Annotated in this window: 17 protein-coding genes and 2 pseudogenes; 4 read left to right on the top strand and 15 right to left on the bottom strand. The window is 40.3% G+C overall.

Annotated features, from left to right (window positions below; all coding sequences use genetic code 11):
• Positions 1-1156 precede the first annotated feature (1156 nt).
• The 3 genes from ABLA76_RS17065 to queF are packed head-to-tail and all read left to right on the top strand — an operon-like array spanning position 1157 to position 3440.
• Positions 1157-1714, top strand: a complete 558-nt coding sequence (locus ABLA76_RS17065) for a helix-turn-helix transcriptional regulator (protein ID WP_348988842.1) — start codon at positions 1157-1159, stop codon at positions 1712-1714.
• Between the two features lie 18 nt (positions 1715-1732).
• Entirely contained in the window at positions 1733-2590 is an 858-nt protein-coding gene (locus tag ABLA76_RS17070; protein ID WP_348988843.1) for a queuosine precursor transporter, read from the top strand.
• A gap of 13 nt (positions 2591-2603) precedes the next feature.
• Positions 2604-3440: an NADPH-dependent 7-cyano-7-deazaguanine reductase QueF gene (gene queF / locus ABLA76_RS17075; RefSeq protein WP_348988844.1), complete on the top strand. Its 837-nt coding sequence runs from the start codon at positions 2604-2606 to the stop codon at positions 3438-3440.
• A gap of 101 nt (positions 3441-3541) precedes the next feature.
• Here queF and ABLA76_RS17080 read toward each other — a convergent pair whose 3' ends face one another.
• Genes ABLA76_RS17080 through ABLA76_RS17135 form a run of 12 tightly spaced genes read right to left on the bottom strand, consistent with a single transcriptional unit; the run spans position 3542 to position 12444 of the window.
• Entirely contained in the window at positions 3542-3985 is a 444-nt protein-coding gene (locus ABLA76_RS17080) for a hypothetical protein (RefSeq protein ID WP_285809466.1), read from the bottom strand.
• A 31-nt stretch (positions 3986-4016) separates the two neighbouring features.
• Complete coding sequence (locus tag ABLA76_RS17085; RefSeq protein WP_285809464.1) at positions 4017-5180, bottom strand: MFS transporter; 1164 nt, start codon at positions 5178-5180, stop codon at positions 4017-4019.
• Positions 5181-5190: 10 nt separating this feature from the next.
• Positions 5191-5565: a hypothetical protein gene (locus ABLA76_RS17090; RefSeq protein WP_348988845.1), complete on the bottom strand. Its 375-nt coding sequence runs from the start codon at positions 5563-5565 to the stop codon at positions 5191-5193.
• On the bottom strand, positions 5562-5978 hold the full coding sequence (locus tag ABLA76_RS17095) for an EVE domain-containing protein (RefSeq protein ID WP_348988846.1): 417 nt from the start codon (positions 5976-5978) through the stop codon (positions 5562-5564). Before ABLA76_RS17095 ends, ABLA76_RS17090 begins: the two co-directional genes overlap by 4 nt.
• The gene (locus ABLA76_RS17100) at positions 5975-6442 is read right to left on the bottom strand and encodes a hypothetical protein (RefSeq protein WP_285809460.1); all 468 of its coding nucleotides are present in this window, start codon (positions 6440-6442) and stop codon (positions 5975-5977) included. Before ABLA76_RS17100 ends, ABLA76_RS17095 begins: the two co-directional genes overlap by 4 nt.
• Positions 6429-7082: a hypothetical protein gene (locus ABLA76_RS17105; protein ID WP_285809459.1), complete on the bottom strand. Its 654-nt coding sequence runs from the start codon at positions 7080-7082 to the stop codon at positions 6429-6431. Before ABLA76_RS17105 ends, ABLA76_RS17100 begins: the two co-directional genes overlap by 14 nt.
• On the bottom strand, positions 7075-8223 hold the full coding sequence (locus tag ABLA76_RS17110; protein ID WP_348988847.1) for a hypothetical protein: 1149 nt from the start codon (positions 8221-8223) through the stop codon (positions 7075-7077). The genes ABLA76_RS17105 and ABLA76_RS17110 overlap by 8 nt, the downstream gene beginning before the upstream one ends.
• On the bottom strand, positions 8220-8957 hold the full coding sequence (locus tag ABLA76_RS17115; RefSeq protein ID WP_285809457.1) for a cyclase family protein: 738 nt from the start codon (positions 8955-8957) through the stop codon (positions 8220-8222). The genes ABLA76_RS17110 and ABLA76_RS17115 overlap by 4 nt, the downstream gene beginning before the upstream one ends.
• Positions 8954-9877, bottom strand: a complete 924-nt coding sequence (locus tag ABLA76_RS17120) for a hypothetical protein (RefSeq protein WP_348988849.1) — start codon at positions 9875-9877, stop codon at positions 8954-8956. The genes ABLA76_RS17115 and ABLA76_RS17120 overlap by 4 nt, the downstream gene beginning before the upstream one ends.
• Positions 9862-10302 (bottom strand): hypothetical protein, encoded by a 441-nt coding sequence (locus ABLA76_RS17125; protein WP_348988850.1) that lies wholly within the window; start codon positions 10300-10302, stop codon positions 9862-9864. The genes ABLA76_RS17120 and ABLA76_RS17125 overlap by 16 nt, the downstream gene beginning before the upstream one ends.
• Positions 10295-11020, bottom strand: a complete 726-nt coding sequence (locus tag ABLA76_RS17130) for an SRPBCC family protein (protein ID WP_348988851.1) — start codon at positions 11018-11020, stop codon at positions 10295-10297. The genes ABLA76_RS17125 and ABLA76_RS17130 overlap by 8 nt, the downstream gene beginning before the upstream one ends.
• 23 nt (positions 11021-11043) lie before the next feature.
• Positions 11044-12444 carry a coproporphyrinogen-III oxidase family protein gene (locus ABLA76_RS17135; RefSeq protein ID WP_348988852.1) on the bottom strand — a complete coding sequence of 467 codons (1401 nt, stop codon included), beginning with the start codon at positions 12442-12444 and terminating at the stop codon, positions 11044-11046.
• Between the two features lie 692 nt (positions 12445-13136).
• Between ABLA76_RS17135 and ABLA76_RS17140 the strand changes: the two genes are divergently transcribed.
• Positions 13137-13313 (top strand): hypothetical protein, encoded by a 177-nt coding sequence (locus ABLA76_RS17140; RefSeq protein ID WP_348988854.1) that lies wholly within the window; start codon positions 13137-13139, stop codon positions 13311-13313.
• Here ABLA76_RS17140 and ABLA76_RS17145 read toward each other — a convergent pair.
• The 3 genes and pseudogenes from ABLA76_RS17145 to ABLA76_RS17155 form a co-directional block, all read right to left on the bottom strand.
• Positions 13229-13448, bottom strand: a pseudogene (locus ABLA76_RS17145) (conjugative coupling factor TraD, PFGI-1 class); the annotation flags it as partial. The gene ABLA76_RS17140 and the pseudogene ABLA76_RS17145 sit on opposite strands and share 85 nt — an antisense overlap.
• Positions 13448-13780 (bottom strand): annotated as a pseudogene (locus ABLA76_RS17150) (conjugal transfer protein TraG N-terminal domain-containing protein); the annotation flags it as partial. The pseudogenes ABLA76_RS17145 and ABLA76_RS17150, both read right to left, overlap by 1 nt.
• Positions 13781-14421: 641 nt before the next feature.
• On the bottom strand, positions 14422-14844 hold the full coding sequence (locus ABLA76_RS17155; RefSeq protein WP_348988853.1) for a hypothetical protein: 423 nt from the start codon (positions 14842-14844) through the stop codon (positions 14422-14424).
• Positions 14845-15035 lie beyond the last annotated feature (191 nt).

The raw sequence follows: 15035 nt of genomic DNA on the forward strand, positions 1-15035 counted from the left end.
AACGGGGAAGACCATAGATTTTGTTCGCCGCTCAACGCTGATCCTTACAGGCAATGGATCATTGGTAACAGTTAAATACTTTATCGATTGGGTCGGGTGAGGTCAAATTTTTGTTTGATGATGAGGTGTGGGGAGAATATCATTATTTTCTTGATAAAAATGATTTTTCTTCCGTTCATACTCTTAATAGGCTTGTGATATGTCCAGAACCATTGCCCTACTGCAACTCTGATGGATAATTAGCGACTGACTTAAAGTAAAATTTTACTCAATCACAAGACAAATAATCACAATAATCGTGACAATAATCTCAAAATTAAACTGTTGTGATAGTCATATTGAGTTCTTTAAATTATTAATAGATTGTCTTTATGGGTGTTACTAACACTTGAAATTAGACACTCAAAAAGGTAACCGCTCCATACCACATATTTATCTAAATCCACATTTAGATATTCAAATCACCACAGATACCAACTTAACATCTGTTAAGTTGGTATTTCCCAACATCTGATACTAAAAAGCCACTTTCTTCCACTGTATAAGTGCTCATTTCACTTCTATTACTTTCCTGAGAAAACTGTCTTACCAAAAATAGAGCTTCCCTAGTGTACATAAAGGTAATTCATTGACTTCATCGTTGAAAAATAAAAAAGTAGATTATTCTAAAGGTAAAGCATAGTTACGAACCACTTCTCTCATATCTTCAACGCCTCAATATAACTAAAAATTAATGCGATAAAATATAAAACTTATAGAAATGGCAACTATACACAAATGCCTTTCTTAAAAGAAGAACCTGGTGTGGCTCAGCTAATTATTTTGCATTGAAATTATTTTTATTCATATAATAATTAATATATTCAGTCAGTTGTAAACTACTGCGAGTAATTAATCACACATCACGCAATAAGGTCAACATAAAAATAAACAAAAAGAGCATTAAATTGTACACTTTGTGTATATCATCATGTTTTTTAAATTAAAAAAATTTCTCCCTTACTATTCTTATAAATCTACGTATCGAAAAATATTATGGAAAGTAATAAGTTAATCATGTAATGTCTGAAGGGAAAATCTAACAACATTATTATTTTCCGAAATGAAAACATCAGGGATAAAAAGAAAATCTAATATTATTAGTAACATTGAGTATATGATGCGAAAAAATGGTGAGAATAAGTCCTCACTGGCTATGCGCTCAGGTGTTACAAGAACAACGCTCTATAAAATTCTTGATGGCCAAATCAACAAAGTTCAACAATCAACTATCACAAGAATTGCCGATTTTTTCGGTGTCAGGTGCGATGTTATAGAGCATTTCGACATCGAAGAACTTGATCGCATAGACAATACTCTCTCTGCTGAAGGTAACAAAAATCCCTCTGCTATTCCGCTTATTCCCCAGTCAGACGTGTTAGCCAGTATGGAAGATCGTATTGGCCAGCTTATTATGAGATATCCGGTAATCTGGGCCTTCGAAGAAGGGGCAAACCTGATTGGACTGACAGTAGAAACTGAAATTGATAAAATTTTTTTCCCCGGTGATACATTAATCATTAAGCGCTATGCCGCTCCTGTAAAAAATCAGCCATCGCTAATATATGCACCCGAAAAAGGATTTTATCTCCACGATGTGTCGGATTACACAAAAAAAACGCCAACCATCAACGAGCAATTAATTGGCATCATTATTGAAGAACGCATCTCGTAAGCAAAGGAGCATTCGGCTGTGTCAGATAATCAAAAATATAAACTGTTGGGTTTTAGTCGCTCTTACAACGTAATAAGAGCGAATATCATGGTACTATCTACAGGGAAGAGCATTGGCATACCGTTAAAGGAATTGGAAAGTAGCCAGGTCTCAGAGGATCTCAACCGAAATGAACTCAGGGAGATCTATCGCCGGATGTATGGCGGTGAGGATACGGTAACCGCCTATGACCTCACTGATCGGCACGAACGTTCCTGGTTCGCCTATCTGGTGATTGCGCTGTCTCTGGCCGTTATCTATATTTTTTGCACCATTACAGGGATAAAACCAATAAGCATTCCCTATATTAATATGGTGATACCCGTAGCAGTCTTTTTTTACCCCTTCACATTCATTCTCGTTGACATACTCAATGAGTTTTACGGTCTCCGTCTGGCCAGAAAGGCAATTCTTTTTTCGTTTATTACCAATATCCTGTTTGTTCTCGGCTTGATGTTCACGGCAATACTGCCAGGTCTTAAAGAATGGGGGTTAGCAGAAGCTTATGCTGGAATTGTCCAGAGTATTACTGCTGTTCTTGTTGCGTCTTCAGTGGCTTATATCGTCTCTGAGAATGTCAATTCATGGCTGTTATGTAAAATCAAAGAACTGACCAACTCCCGTTATCTTTTTATTCGTATCATAACCAGTACAACAATAGCTGCCGCACTGGATAGTGTTATTTTTTGTACACTGGCATTTTATAACACGCTTGACGCCAACACGATTAAAACCATTATTTTTTCCCAGTTTATTATCAAAATAACCTACGCCATTGTCGGTGTTGGGCCTATCTATGCTGCCCGAGCTTTATTCAGAAAATATATAAACTCATAGGAGAGAAACAATCATGGATATTAAAAAGTCACTGACCCATCTTGGAACCAAAACCGATTACGTACAAAGTTATTCTCCAGAATTACTTGAAACCCTTCCGCGATCACTCGCACGCGAAGTTATCAATATCAGTTCTGATGCATTGCCATTTCAGGGTTTTGATCTTTGGACTGCCTGGGAACTTTCCTGGCTGAACAGTAAAGGTAAACCGATAGTAGCAATCGGCGAATTCACCATTCCTGCAACCAGCCCAGGATTGATTGAATCTAAATCATTCAAGCTTTATCTCAACAGTTTCAACCAAACTAAGTTTGAAACAATTGATGATGTGATCCGGGCAATGAAAAAAGATCTGTCCCAGACAGCTGGCCAACCCGTGGAAGTAAAACTTTATCCTCATCTTGAAGGATACGGTCATGAAATCAATCAATTCTCAGGCCAGTCACTGGATGATCTGGATATCGAAATAAACGGGTATGACTTTGATGCTACGATACTGACAAATGCCGTTTCTGTGGAAACGGATATTGTCGCTGAAACATTGCATTCAAATCTCTTAAAATCAAACTGTCTGGTCACTAACCAACCTGACTGGGGAAGTGTTGTTATTCGGTATGAGGGCGCAAAAATTAATCATGAAAAACTGCTGCGCTATCTTATCTCATTCAGAACACATAACGAGTTTCACGAGCAATGCGTAGAACGAATTTATAACGATATCATGCATTATTGCCGGCCTGAAAAATTAACCGTATTCGCCCGTTATACAAGGCGGGGCGGGCTGGATATTAACCCTTTCAGAAGCAATTACGAAAATGTCCCTCTGACGGGACGGCTTATCCGCCAGTAAAAGAATATCAAATTGGGTGAGACGTTACCGCCTCGCCCAGTTCACTATTCTTACTTAAGATATGGAAACCAACAGAGTGTTGTATATAAATTTGTGGACATCTAATACTGAATTTTGTCACCAATCAGTGCATGCCGGCTTAATTCTGTCATCGCATCCCGCAAATGATTTTTAATCTTACTTCCAATCAGATGACCGAACATTGGAGCGAGCCATCCTTTCATCGTAACAGAATGGCGGATACGTGCTGGCAAAGTATCTGTTGAATTAATATACTCGTGATCAAAAACAAGGGTTGTTAAAGGTAATTTTGCAACGTCAGAAAATGAATGTAGAGGTTCAACATGGTTCAGTGTAAAATTAACTTCAGGCCCACTAATGGGTTTCATTCGCCCGGTAGAACCCTTCTTAAAATTTCCATTTAACCTTGCCCACTTAATTTCTTTGTCCCAACCAGGCCATGACGAAACATCCTGCCACATTGCCCAGATTTGTTCAGGTGTCGCTTCAGTAACGATTTCTTCACTATAATTCCACGTAAACATTTCACTTCTCCAAAACAAAAATTAGTTTGGTTCATAACGCTTGTCGGCGAACAAAACAAAAAGGCACAGCCAGAATAACTAAGGCCGCTGCAGTAAGGGGTAAGTGAGTCATACCATCTACTGCAATTTGTCTTGTGGCAATAAAGGAACTCAGTGACATCCCCAGATTAAAAGCGGATACATTAAGGCTAGCAGAAACACGAGCATTAGACGTCTCTATATAAGAAACCACCCAGCTCTGAACCATTGGTGCGGTGGCAAATGCACCGATACTCCACAGCATCAGGCAGATTGTCTGATTTATAGGATTGACGACATAAGATAATCCCACTAGTCCTGTGGCTTGAAGTACAACGGAGAAAGTCAATGCTGAAGGTAAACCCGCTTTTCCGGGAAGAATCCCTCCCAAAATGTTGCCTACGAGAGATCCCATACCGACCGCGCCCATAATTAACGCAACTGCTTGGGCATCTAACCGCGAAGTTTCTGTCAACCATGGCTCAGCGTAAGAAAAAAAGACGAAGCCGCCACCAAATGCAAGTATGGTAAAACAATAAGGCCTGATTAATGCTGAATTGCTCAGAGTGGCATGTAACGCAAGTTTACGATTTTGTGTTTTTACCGATGGGCCAAATTCTTTAGGTAATGAAAACCACAACAGAAAAACACTCATTCCTGCAATAATGGAAATTGTAACAAAAGGGAACTGCCAACCGTAGTGTGCAGCTGCCAGCATCCCGGTGGGCACCCCAAGAACCATTGCGAGTGTGAGTCCAGAAAACATCAAAGCAATGGCAAGCGGTGTATGACGGGCAGTAACAACTGTTGGAAGGCTGGCTGATGTTATACTGAAATAAGCACCATGTACAACTCCGGCAACTGCACGCAATATGAGCAGAACAGTAAAATTTGGTGCGATGACTGAACCGGCACTGAAAATCGCAAATGACAGCATAAGGGTTATTGCAAGAGAGCGGGCACTGTGAGACAGGGTTAGCATTGTGAGTAATGGTGCCCCCAAAGTTATCCCAAGAGCATACACGGTCACCAATAAACCAACCTGTGGCATTGTCACACCAAATTCGATAGCCATTTGACCTAACAGGCCAATAACAATGAATTCGGATAAACCGACTGCAAAAGCGGTAAGCGACAATACCATTATCATCAATATAGGCATGGATGATTTTGGCATATTGACCATCTCATTTCAGAAATGTTGAGCAGATAAAATCAGGCAACCTTTCCCGAAGGAGGTTGACTAACTCGGGTTTATAAACACGCCGATAGCATACACATAGCTGACTTTCCTGTTCATATTCCCATAAACCCGACTGAATAAGCTCACCAACTCGGTTGCGGGCACCTATAAAAATGCAGTCACCACGCCGCCTGCGTGTAATGGTTAGGCTATCAATCTCATCCAATCCATCTAGTTCAAGCTGAACTTTGTGAGCCGACAGCTGATGCCATGAAATTGTTTTTGACCAAGATTTAACGAGGTAAGGCCATTCGAGACGATTAAAAAAATCTGCTCGTGAGACCTGATCAAATACGACAACAATTGTTGAAGATTTCATGTCAGTCTCCTCATTGCTGTTCTGATCCGTGCGGCATCATTTGTACTGATCTCAAAAAAACCTCTCCGTGCCAGCATTCCCCATTGGGGGTTAGCAGTAAATTCCAATCCATCTATGTCCTTGAGCACAACTGACTGAAAGCTTGGGTCAAAAATAACGTCTTTACGGAATGGCTTAAAACCGGGAAACTGTTCTACCTGATAGATATCATCATGGGTGAATACACATTGATATTCAACGGTTTTCAATATTTCTCCCGACTTCATTTCGCTTCGAGGGCAGTATATAAACACTTCATCTCCAGCCCGGGTCTTCCGCAATGGTCCCGCCTTTCCATGACATACCTGAAGGAAACCGGAATCGGCTGCAAGGCGGGCATGAGCCCGCGAGATAACTGCAATCCAATGTTTCATATTGCGAGTGCTCCCTGAAGAACCTGCCGGGATAGTTCATCAACGCTGGTAACTACATCAGCCCGCAGTTTTTCCAACAAGGGAGGTGGAAATACGGAACCATCAGCCGCTGACAGAGCGCAAATGGAATGCTGTAGGATGACGTTTTGGCTATTATCACTCTGCATCAGTGTATGGCCGAAACAAAGCAGCCCCATAGGAGTGTTCGCCGTTGTCGTAAAATGAACACCTTCAATCAGCGCAGTCACATTGACTGCAATAGCTCCAGATCCAACTTTGGGAATAATCATAAAACATTTCCCAAGAGACAGTCCGTTTTCTGTTGCTTCAGTTCCTGCCAAAGAAGCATCCCAACGCTGCCAGCCAGCAAGATCATTCCATGCGTTCCAAACTCTTACAGCAGCAGCTACTGGGATATTGGCAGAATGAGAAAATACAAAAGGATTGTTTTTAATTGCTGACATGGTGGTAAAGTTCCTTATGAATGGATAAAGTTGCAAATATGTCGGCCTCATTATCTTCTGATGAGATCAGGCTGAAGGCGCCAAAGGCGGCAGATTTACCCTCAGTAATAGAACGTGTGCCGATACGTTTGGGAATACATTCGAAAGTGCCTACAACGACAGCCCCAACTCGCTCCCCTTCCAAGTTCTGTTGGAATAAACTATCGATTGCAGCGGCCTGAATACAGATGTTACTGGTTGCCAGTGTCAGTGCTTCCGCTTTGTTACCCTGTTCAATGGTGAGGTAACCTTGAAGACTCGCAGGAAACCATGCTGTCGCGACATAACTATTCACACCGTCAAGCGTAACTGCAATATCACTGCTCATGACCTCCATTACGTAATCCCAGTTAGCGTAGCGGTTTAGGATCAGCAATGGTGTTTTTTGGGGATTTGCATCTAGTTTTTCCAGCCGTTGATTAAGATCATAATACTGCCAAAGCCCACCAGCCAGTCGAGTAGCCGATGATAATTTGGGACGCTGTCGGCGCGGGAGTTGTGCATCAAACTCACGGTATGTAACCAATGATGTCACTGCTGTTGTCAAATTAGTGAGTTCAACAACATCTCGTTTGAGTATGCACGTAAAGGTTTCAGACATAATCATTCTCCATAATCATTGAGGTGTGAATGCCTGAAAACCCGCTGGCTGTTTTTAACATCACTTTGCTCTGAAATGGTGAAGCCTGAGAACGCGGGGGTATATCCTGATAAGCATCAACAGGTAAATCTTGCGCCGTTGGAGGAAGCGTACCGGTTATCATCATTTTCCATGCTAAAGCAACTTCAATAATATTAGCGCCTCCCAGAGCATGGCCATGATTTCCCTTAAACGTTGTGACAGTCGGTAGTTTTGTACCAATCACATCTTTTAATGCTTGGTATTCAGCCTGATCATTTTGTTGAGTGCCGGAAGCATGAAGATTGACATGATCTATTTCTTCTCCCTTTACTCCCGCATCTTTTAAGGCCAATTCAATACTTTGGCGTATTGAGACTCCATCAGTCGCAATATCAGTCATATGGTATGCACTGGAAACACATCCATAACCAGAAATGCGAGGTACGGAATGTTCAGGAACCTCAGTACTGACCAAGATCGCACCGCCACCATCCGCAAAGAGAAAACCATTTCTATCAAGGCAGAATGGGCGTGAAGGACTCATCGTTAAATTGGGATCAAAAGAACAAGTTGCATTGATTTTGTTGAAAGCCTCCAATGCCAAAGGGGTCAAACCAAAATCAAGAGACATTATCAAGGCCCGCTTAAATCCCAATTGATACATGATATTTTTAGCCAGACCAATGGCCTGAAGCCCGGCACAACAGCCTGTTGGAACACAAACAAATTGCGTGTTTTTTCCGTAAGCAGGTGTATCGGAAAAAATGCGTTCAACTGATGCAAAATCAAGTTGTTCCAGTGCAATTGGCCGATCTGAGTAAATCTCATTTTCTACTTCAGCAAGATTGCCTACGGCACTGGCAAAAAAAATAGCATCTACAGGGTCAGTAATATTCAGTTGGTTAACTAACCTGCGGATCGTACCCGAAAAGAGTCGCCCGTAGGCTGCAATATCAGAACCCGTACCTGGAATGGTTTCAGCGACGAAAAAACTTCTATTACCGGGAAGATTTGCTTTTCTGTAAACCACAGCTCCTTTTATGATATTTCGCCAAATTTCCTCCAATGAACTACCAAGAGGGTTAATTGCAGCAGCGTGAGTGATATACAAATGTTTCATTCTATAATCCTTGCTACGGCTCTGGCCCAGGCTGCTCCACAGTGCAGCTTGATAGGCAAAGCAATAAAATCAACCAGTTTGGCAGATTCAAAACTCTGGAGATTTGCCAAACGTTCAATTTGGTAATACGGGCGTTTACGCCCCAATACATGTGCTGGCCAGAGTTTTGAGGGATCTTTCGTTTCAACATAGGCGCGGCACATTACGGCAAAAGGAGGATCTACGCTGAATGCATCTGTTCCGATTAAAGTATAACCACGATCCAAAGCAGCCTCGACGTAACGAACAGGTATCCCCTTAAACTCAGTAAAATAGCTGGGATCACCATAACGCTCGTAGGCTCCGGTAATAAAAAATACCGCATGTGCATGTTCAGCATAGTTATCAAGGCGCTGTAAATACTCCAACCACTCAATTTCTATTTCTGCGCCACAAGATGTGCGATCTGTAAAAATTACCGCTTGCCCCATAAAATGATTTATATCAGCAGCAGCAATATCAGGGGCACCAGGTGAATAATGAAGAGGGGCATCGATATGCGTTCCCTGGTGTGTAGACAGCGTGATAATTTCATTGGAAATACCGTAACCATCGGGCCAATCTTCCGGGTTAATGTCAAAACCTTTACATAATTGGGCTACTCCAGCAATATGATCAAGGGTGTCCACATTAATACGAACAGGCTCACCATTCCCCGGATATAGAGCTGTTGAAATACAGGTGTAGTCTTTCATAAAAATAACTCCTGTGGCAGATGTGGATCTATTTCATTGTACTTAGGTCGTTGAAACAGCATGGGTGAAAAACAAGCGTTATCAACAAATTCCCTGATTTGAAACAATGCGTTAAGCGTTCCGTATTCACTCAGTGGGCAAGGTGAAGTGCTGGCATCGCCCAGAGGGGTGACATGATTGATTGAACAGGTCATCGATCGTTTTTCAGGTACAACGTAACCACTGAAAAGGATCTTTTCCGGCACAACTGAAATTCCTTCTGCAGCTATAGCAGCGAGTAGTTCATCTGTCGAAATAACGTTTGAAGGTAAACAGGAACACCCCAGTGATACTTTGTTGTCTCCAACGGGTATCATGAAAAAAGTACGCCGACTACCATTGGGGAATATTTCAGACCAGAAACGCATTTCATTTCTATCCAAATCGGGGGGAAAAGATATGACGAGATAGCGGCAAGCCGTTTGGGCTGGCTGTATTACATGTGACATGTAAGCAGGATCATTAATTACAGACGTTGTACCACGACAGTCAAATATCCTGTCGAATCCCTCCAAGTCTTCAATCCTTGTTATCTCTTGCTGTATACGCCGCGAAACAGGGATGTTTTCTACCAAAAATGTAGCCAACCGTCCCTTGTCATATATAAAATATTGTTCATTTGAAGCTAGTTCCGCCTGGTGGAATTTTCCATTATTTCGCCAAGACACGCTTCTGATTATAGGAGCAGCCTGAATGACAGCTTCTGACTCTTTAATGGTATTGAGTGCGTTAAAAAATGCTCTCCGTGGTACTATTTCTGGAATACCACTTGCGGAAAAGTGTGGAGATTGGAATAAAGTGATATCTCCTAATGAGGTCAGAAGGTTGGCTGCCAAGCCTGCAGTGACTCCGTTTCCAACGATCGCTATTTTGGTCTGCATAAGGTCTGCCCCGTTAACCTATCGACATTTTCACTCAATAGCACAAACATTTTGCGTGCTACATTAGGAGAATAAACATTCTCTTCAATCAGAAGGCATCGTTTGGCGAAAATCACATTTGGGTGAGTATGTTCAATCCACCATTCTGCACTGAGTGCAAGCACATTGGGTGGAGGAATAATATGTGTGACACATATTCGATCATCTGAGCGTACCCGTTCGACCTCTACCCGATCTGGGTCAGGTCTGCCTGCATCGAAATGCAGAATAAAGTGCTGCCGTGTAGCACTTTCTGAAATTCGATTGATGTGACAGACACGATTAAGTGTACTGATCCAGTGTTCGAGTGACCAAATTTGCGCTAGTGGATCTGAACCGGGCACAACATTTCTCTTGGTCATAAGACTAAGGCAGAGATCAGACATTCTTTTCACCGTTTCCATAGCGGGACCAAGTAGTTAAAGCAGCTTTTATATGTTTTCTGATGAGAATGATAGCGTCTTCAACGTTGGTATCATCTAATAACGAAAAGCCGTGATAACTGATAAGACGGGTTCGTCCATCATCTAACGCTTGAAAACGCCATCCACCTTTATGGCATTTGAATCCTTGCGGAGGTATTGGCTGGGAGAAATCAATGATATAAAATTCTTCATTAATGTATCGCCAAGATTTAACAAAATACTCCTGTCCAGTACCGAACTCTTCAATGTGCATAATGAAACTTTGCATACATCCGTCATCACTTTCTGGTTCAATCCTAGAAACATGGTTCAGGATATTGGGCCAATTTTTATAATTACTGATATAGGAAAATACTGTATCGATATTTTGATTAATAATGGTACTTCCTTGCAGAATAAAAGGAACATCTTTATGAAGCCATGTATTTCTATTAGCTGCGAGATAATTAATCAGATCGCTAACTGTATTAACATTGTCTTCCTTAAGAGGTTTATCCGAAATAGCCAGAGATGAAATAGTTTCAACAAGAGTGATTATTTCTTGACTATCTAGACCAAGTTCATCACGAATATCCTTCCTTGAATCGATTATCTCTTTTGGGGAGTTTGTTATTCCAAGTTCAAATAATATAACTGCAACATCATTTTCTGAACGCCGGATATTTTTTTCGTTAAGCATATTATTCACACCATTTTAATAGATTAAATTCTTGCCAACCAAAATTCTTTTTTAGATGCACCGATATCTATCATATGATTATTCATCGCCCATGAACTTTGTTGCTGATTGAGGGCTTGTGAATTTTCCCACATGCTGTCATCAAAGAATTCAAGCATTATATTTTGCAACCAGTTTTTTCCTGACTCAGTGACTACCCATTCTGTTTGAGTTTCCTGCATCAAATTGTCACGAATGAGGCTATCAAAGATATTTTTGAAATCGTCGTAACATTCTTTTCCCCAAGTTTTTCGGTAATGCTCTTTATCAATGCGGTAATAAAGTAGATTAAAAATCACATAACGCTGCCTGCTTAGTTTAGGTGTCAGCTGAATACTCGCAGTGGTAAAAGTATTATCACCATTAAGCACAGCATTAGCATACCGATTAATATCCTTGGAAATACCTGTCCGGCGTTGGTTGATAAAACTGTATGCACCAGGACCAAGACCTAATGCATCCACACATTCCTTCATCGTCCAATGGTTATATTTTGATTCATATCCAGGCAGCGCATAATGTTCATACATATAGTTATGCATTCCTGCATCTGCAGCAAATTGTTTTATCATCTCTTGCATTTTTTTTACCATGATACTTTCGGCGTCTGCGACAGGAGACACTTTACCAGCTTTGATAAGCGATTCCTGACGGGTTCCCGGAGTAACACGGTAAAGATAAGTAGTAAGGTGCTTAATACCAAGTTCATGTAATACTTTAAAATCTTTTTCCCAATGTTCCAGTGTATGATTAGGCATGTTATACATCATATCAAGTTGGATATGCCCAAGACCGGCATCCTGTAACATACGGATTGTATCAATGGTCTGCTGAGCTTTATGGGGTGACCCAACTATTTTTAATACATCAGTCTGAAAAGATTGAGCGCCTAGAGAAATTCGGTTGATAATTGAATTTGCAATAAAGAGCGTTTTTTCTTTAGTGAAATCTTTGGCATTTCCCTCTAAGGTGATCTCACAATCATCTGCCAATTTAAAATATCCACTGAGTGTAGAAAGTATTTTATTCAGGTGACTTATTTCAAGCAATGAACCTGTTCCACCTCCAATATAAACTCCTCGTAAACGTGCATTTCTCCAACGACGCATTGCAGCATAACGTTTTAAATCAAATACCAATGTCTCAACGTATCTATCTAAAACACTCCGTGTTTTATCACTATTCATTGGCAAAAGATCAATAAAATATGGGCATGCTTTGCAACATACACGACAATATGGAACCGACAGGTACATAACAAAATCAGTTCCATCATTTTCTAACTCCAAAGATTGTATCAGTTGATTCTCTGATCCAGAATCAACGACATCATACATATCTGGAGGATAAAGAATGAATGGCATATAGCAACGATTTTTATACATAAAATCTCACCTTCAGGTTGGAAAAAACTCAATTGTTACTAGAGAATAAAAAAGTGAATATTGATATCTTTAACTTACAGATATAGCAGACACTTAAATATCCCATAAGCAATATTATTTATTTTCATTTCAAAAATAAACTTATGAAATTATCTTACATAGATATTATCAAAGTAATTTATAGTGTGGCGCGGCCTCTTAAGCTAATAATAAAAAAGATATAAATTACCATTAATTTAATGTTATCTATGATTTTTATAACTCCATGTGAATGTATAAACATAAAATCACTTCCCCATGAAAAATAATATTTATTTTAATAAAAACCAATCTCAAGACAAGATAATTAATTATTGTTATTTTATAGCTTGCGTTTATAACACCATATTATCAACACCATTACACCAAAAAATAATATTTATTTTTTAACGAAATAAAGAACACATGTTATTGTATTTTCGATGATAAGCTCACCAATGATTTTATTTTTAAGTTATTTTTACATATAGTGATTAACAATAAAATTAGCTAGCAAAAAAAACATGAATAATTAAGCATGCAACATGTAATAAGATCAACAAAAAAATAATCAAAAAGAGTATGAAATCGTATATTTTTTTTCATACCACCCTGTTTTTTATGTGAAAAATTCTAGTTAACAATTTTTATAAAACGACCTATCGAAAAATATTATGAAACTTAATAAAATTAGTCATAGCCTATCCAAAAACTCAGGGAAAAATTCGCCGGGATTATTTGCTCATTGGACAGCACTATATCCAACGGCACTGTTCCCTTTCCCACTGAGTTGTCCGGCCAGACGGGAAGCGACTTCCGATACCCAGCCAAACCGCCCGACTGCATTATAACGCGCCGGGATTTCCGGTCAGCCCAGATGAAAGAGAGAAAGCTCATTGCCACGACCTGCCCAGTACGCTTCGGCCCAAATGCGTCTTAACAGGCCTACATTCCCTTTGGGGATCAAAGACAATCACCATTTGCCCGAACATGCCCCCAGCCAGACCATCGGCAGCACGATAAACAGGGTGCAGCTCCATAATCAAATCATCCGAGGTATTCTGAAATTCTGCCAGATTCAACAGGCTATGGGTGCCTGAGCCATACAAGGCGTCCAGTAAATAACGGTCCAACCAGCGGACTGGTTTCCACCAAAAGGTCAGGAAATTCAAAGAAAATAGGGCAAACGTCCGTATGAGTACCGTCTTAAATTCATAGGCGGCAAATAACAGGATCAACGGTATCAGGATATACAACGCACCTGCATCATGGATAACCAGCCCCGTAGCAATCAGAATTTGCCATAACCCGCTATTGACCACCCAGCCGAACAGGATCAGAAAGTATTCCAGATAGCTGTTTGTAGTCATGCGCTTCCCTCAAGATAGCCTGACAGGACATATTCACACAGCAGGATAAATAACAGGCTGGCGACCATAATGCGTATTAAGGGCACATGGTATTCTGGCCTACGTTTTACAACCTACCCAATTCTCCATCCGCTCCAGCCTAACGTGGCATAAAAGAATCCCGCCAAACCGATTTTGTTTTTACCATCCACTGATTCAGCGCGGACATTTTTCGGAATGCTCCATGCCTGCCCAACCCATCAGCAATGTGGCGGTCATCACTACGATGATAGCCAGGTAATACCCTGAACCCTTTTTCAGGTGGCCTCGTCCATCGCCAGTTCATCCTCATCTACACTGTTAACCAGCAAGCGTTTTATATTCTTGTATTGCGGAAGCTTATGTCCAAAAATGCTTGTCTGGTGTTCTCTCTGAAAATGTAGTGATGCGTAAGCGCTTACGATTAACCTATGACGTGATAAAATCAGGAACATTATTTAATGCAGAAATACCGCTTGCAGTTTAATGACTGATACGGTATCTGGGCTGCTCTCACGTATAGAATAAGGTGTACCCCGAACATTCAATTCCAAGGTGCGGCACTGTTTCCTTATTCTTTAATTTCTAAAGGGTTTTTATCTTGAATTCCTGTTAGTTCTGACAAATCCACATCTTTTCCTGTCGTGCGAAAAATTTCTCTACGCCTGAGATTAAATAGGTGATGGCAATGTTCACACATATCATTAACGTTGCCAGGATTTTTGATTGCTTTTAATGTCCTGACTGCATATTTACCACACCGACACCTGACTACATAGATAGCACTGTTTTTTCTGTCACTTCGTTGAGATAATGGGCGGACACCTAATACGGTAAAAAAGCCATATTCATAACCTTGAATCTGCATAAGTATGTTTATTAAATTTGGTTCCCTTTTACTTAAACGTAAATCATACGTAGTTTTGTAAGGAATAAAATAATTAGCATATTTTTTATTTTTCTTGCTGTTATCGCTTTCATCAGTGTCGTTCATTGCTTTCTCTAATCCATTTTATAATACATTAAATGCGCTCTAATTTAACTACTTTCATTATTAATTCAATAACGAAAAAAGTAAACTTAACATTTAAGTTAAACCCGTTAGATATAAGTTTTAAAAACACACTGAATCCTTTGGTTAAATTACCTTTTCTAATTGCAATGCATCAAATCTCATATTCAGCG

Origin of the sequence: Xenorhabdus sp. SGI240, assembly GCF_040081915.1 — a bacterium.
GTDB lineage: Bacteria > Pseudomonadota > Gammaproteobacteria > Enterobacterales > Enterobacteriaceae > Xenorhabdus > Xenorhabdus bakwenae.

Coding starts and splice junctions, on each gene's coding strand:
- ABLA76_RS17065 (WP_348988842.1), top strand. CDS start 1,157: ATGATGCGAAAAAATGGTGAGAATAAGTCCTCACTGGCTATGCGCTCA.
- queF (WP_348988844.1), top strand. CDS start 2,604: ATGGATATTAAAAAGTCACTGACCCATCTTGGAACCAAAACCGATTAC.
- ABLA76_RS17080 (WP_285809466.1), bottom strand. CDS start 3,985: ATGTTTACGTGGAATTATAGTGAAGAAATCGTTACTGAAGCGACACCT.
- ABLA76_RS17085 (WP_285809464.1), bottom strand. CDS start 5,180: ATGCCAAAATCATCCATGCCTATATTGATGATAATGGTATTGTCGCTT.
- ABLA76_RS17090 (WP_348988845.1), bottom strand. CDS start 5,565: ATGAAATCTTCAACAATTGTTGTCGTATTTGATCAGGTCTCACGAGCA.
- ABLA76_RS17095 (WP_348988846.1), bottom strand. CDS start 5,978: ATGAAACATTGGATTGCAGTTATCTCGCGGGCTCATGCCCGCCTTGCA.
- ABLA76_RS17100 (WP_285809460.1), bottom strand. CDS start 6,442: ATGTCAGCAATTAAAAACAATCCTTTTGTATTTTCTCATTCTGCCAAT.
- ABLA76_RS17105 (WP_285809459.1), bottom strand. CDS start 7,082: ATGTCTGAAACCTTTACGTGCATACTCAAACGAGATGTTGTTGAACTC.
- ABLA76_RS17110 (WP_348988847.1), bottom strand. CDS start 8,223: ATGAAACATTTGTATATCACTCACGCTGCTGCAATTAACCCTCTTGGT.
- ABLA76_RS17115 (WP_285809457.1), bottom strand. CDS start 8,957: ATGAAAGACTACACCTGTATTTCAACAGCTCTATATCCGGGGAATGGT.
- ABLA76_RS17120 (WP_348988849.1), bottom strand. CDS start 9,877: ATGCAGACCAAAATAGCGATCGTTGGAAACGGAGTCACTGCAGGCTTG.
- ABLA76_RS17125 (WP_348988850.1), bottom strand. CDS start 10,302: ATGTCTGATCTCTGCCTTAGTCTTATGACCAAGAGAAATGTTGTGCCC.
- ABLA76_RS17130 (WP_348988851.1), bottom strand. CDS start 11,020: ATGCTTAACGAAAAAAATATCCGGCGTTCAGAAAATGATGTTGCAGTT.
- ABLA76_RS17135 (WP_348988852.1), bottom strand. CDS start 12,444: ATGTATAAAAATCGTTGCTATATGCCATTCATTCTTTATCCTCCAGAT.
- ABLA76_RS17140 (WP_348988854.1), top strand. CDS start 13,137: ATGAAACTTAATAAAATTAGTCATAGCCTATCCAAAAACTCAGGGAAA.
- ABLA76_RS17155 (WP_348988853.1), bottom strand. CDS start 14,844: ATGAACGACACTGATGAAAGCGATAACAGCAAGAAAAATAAAAAATAT.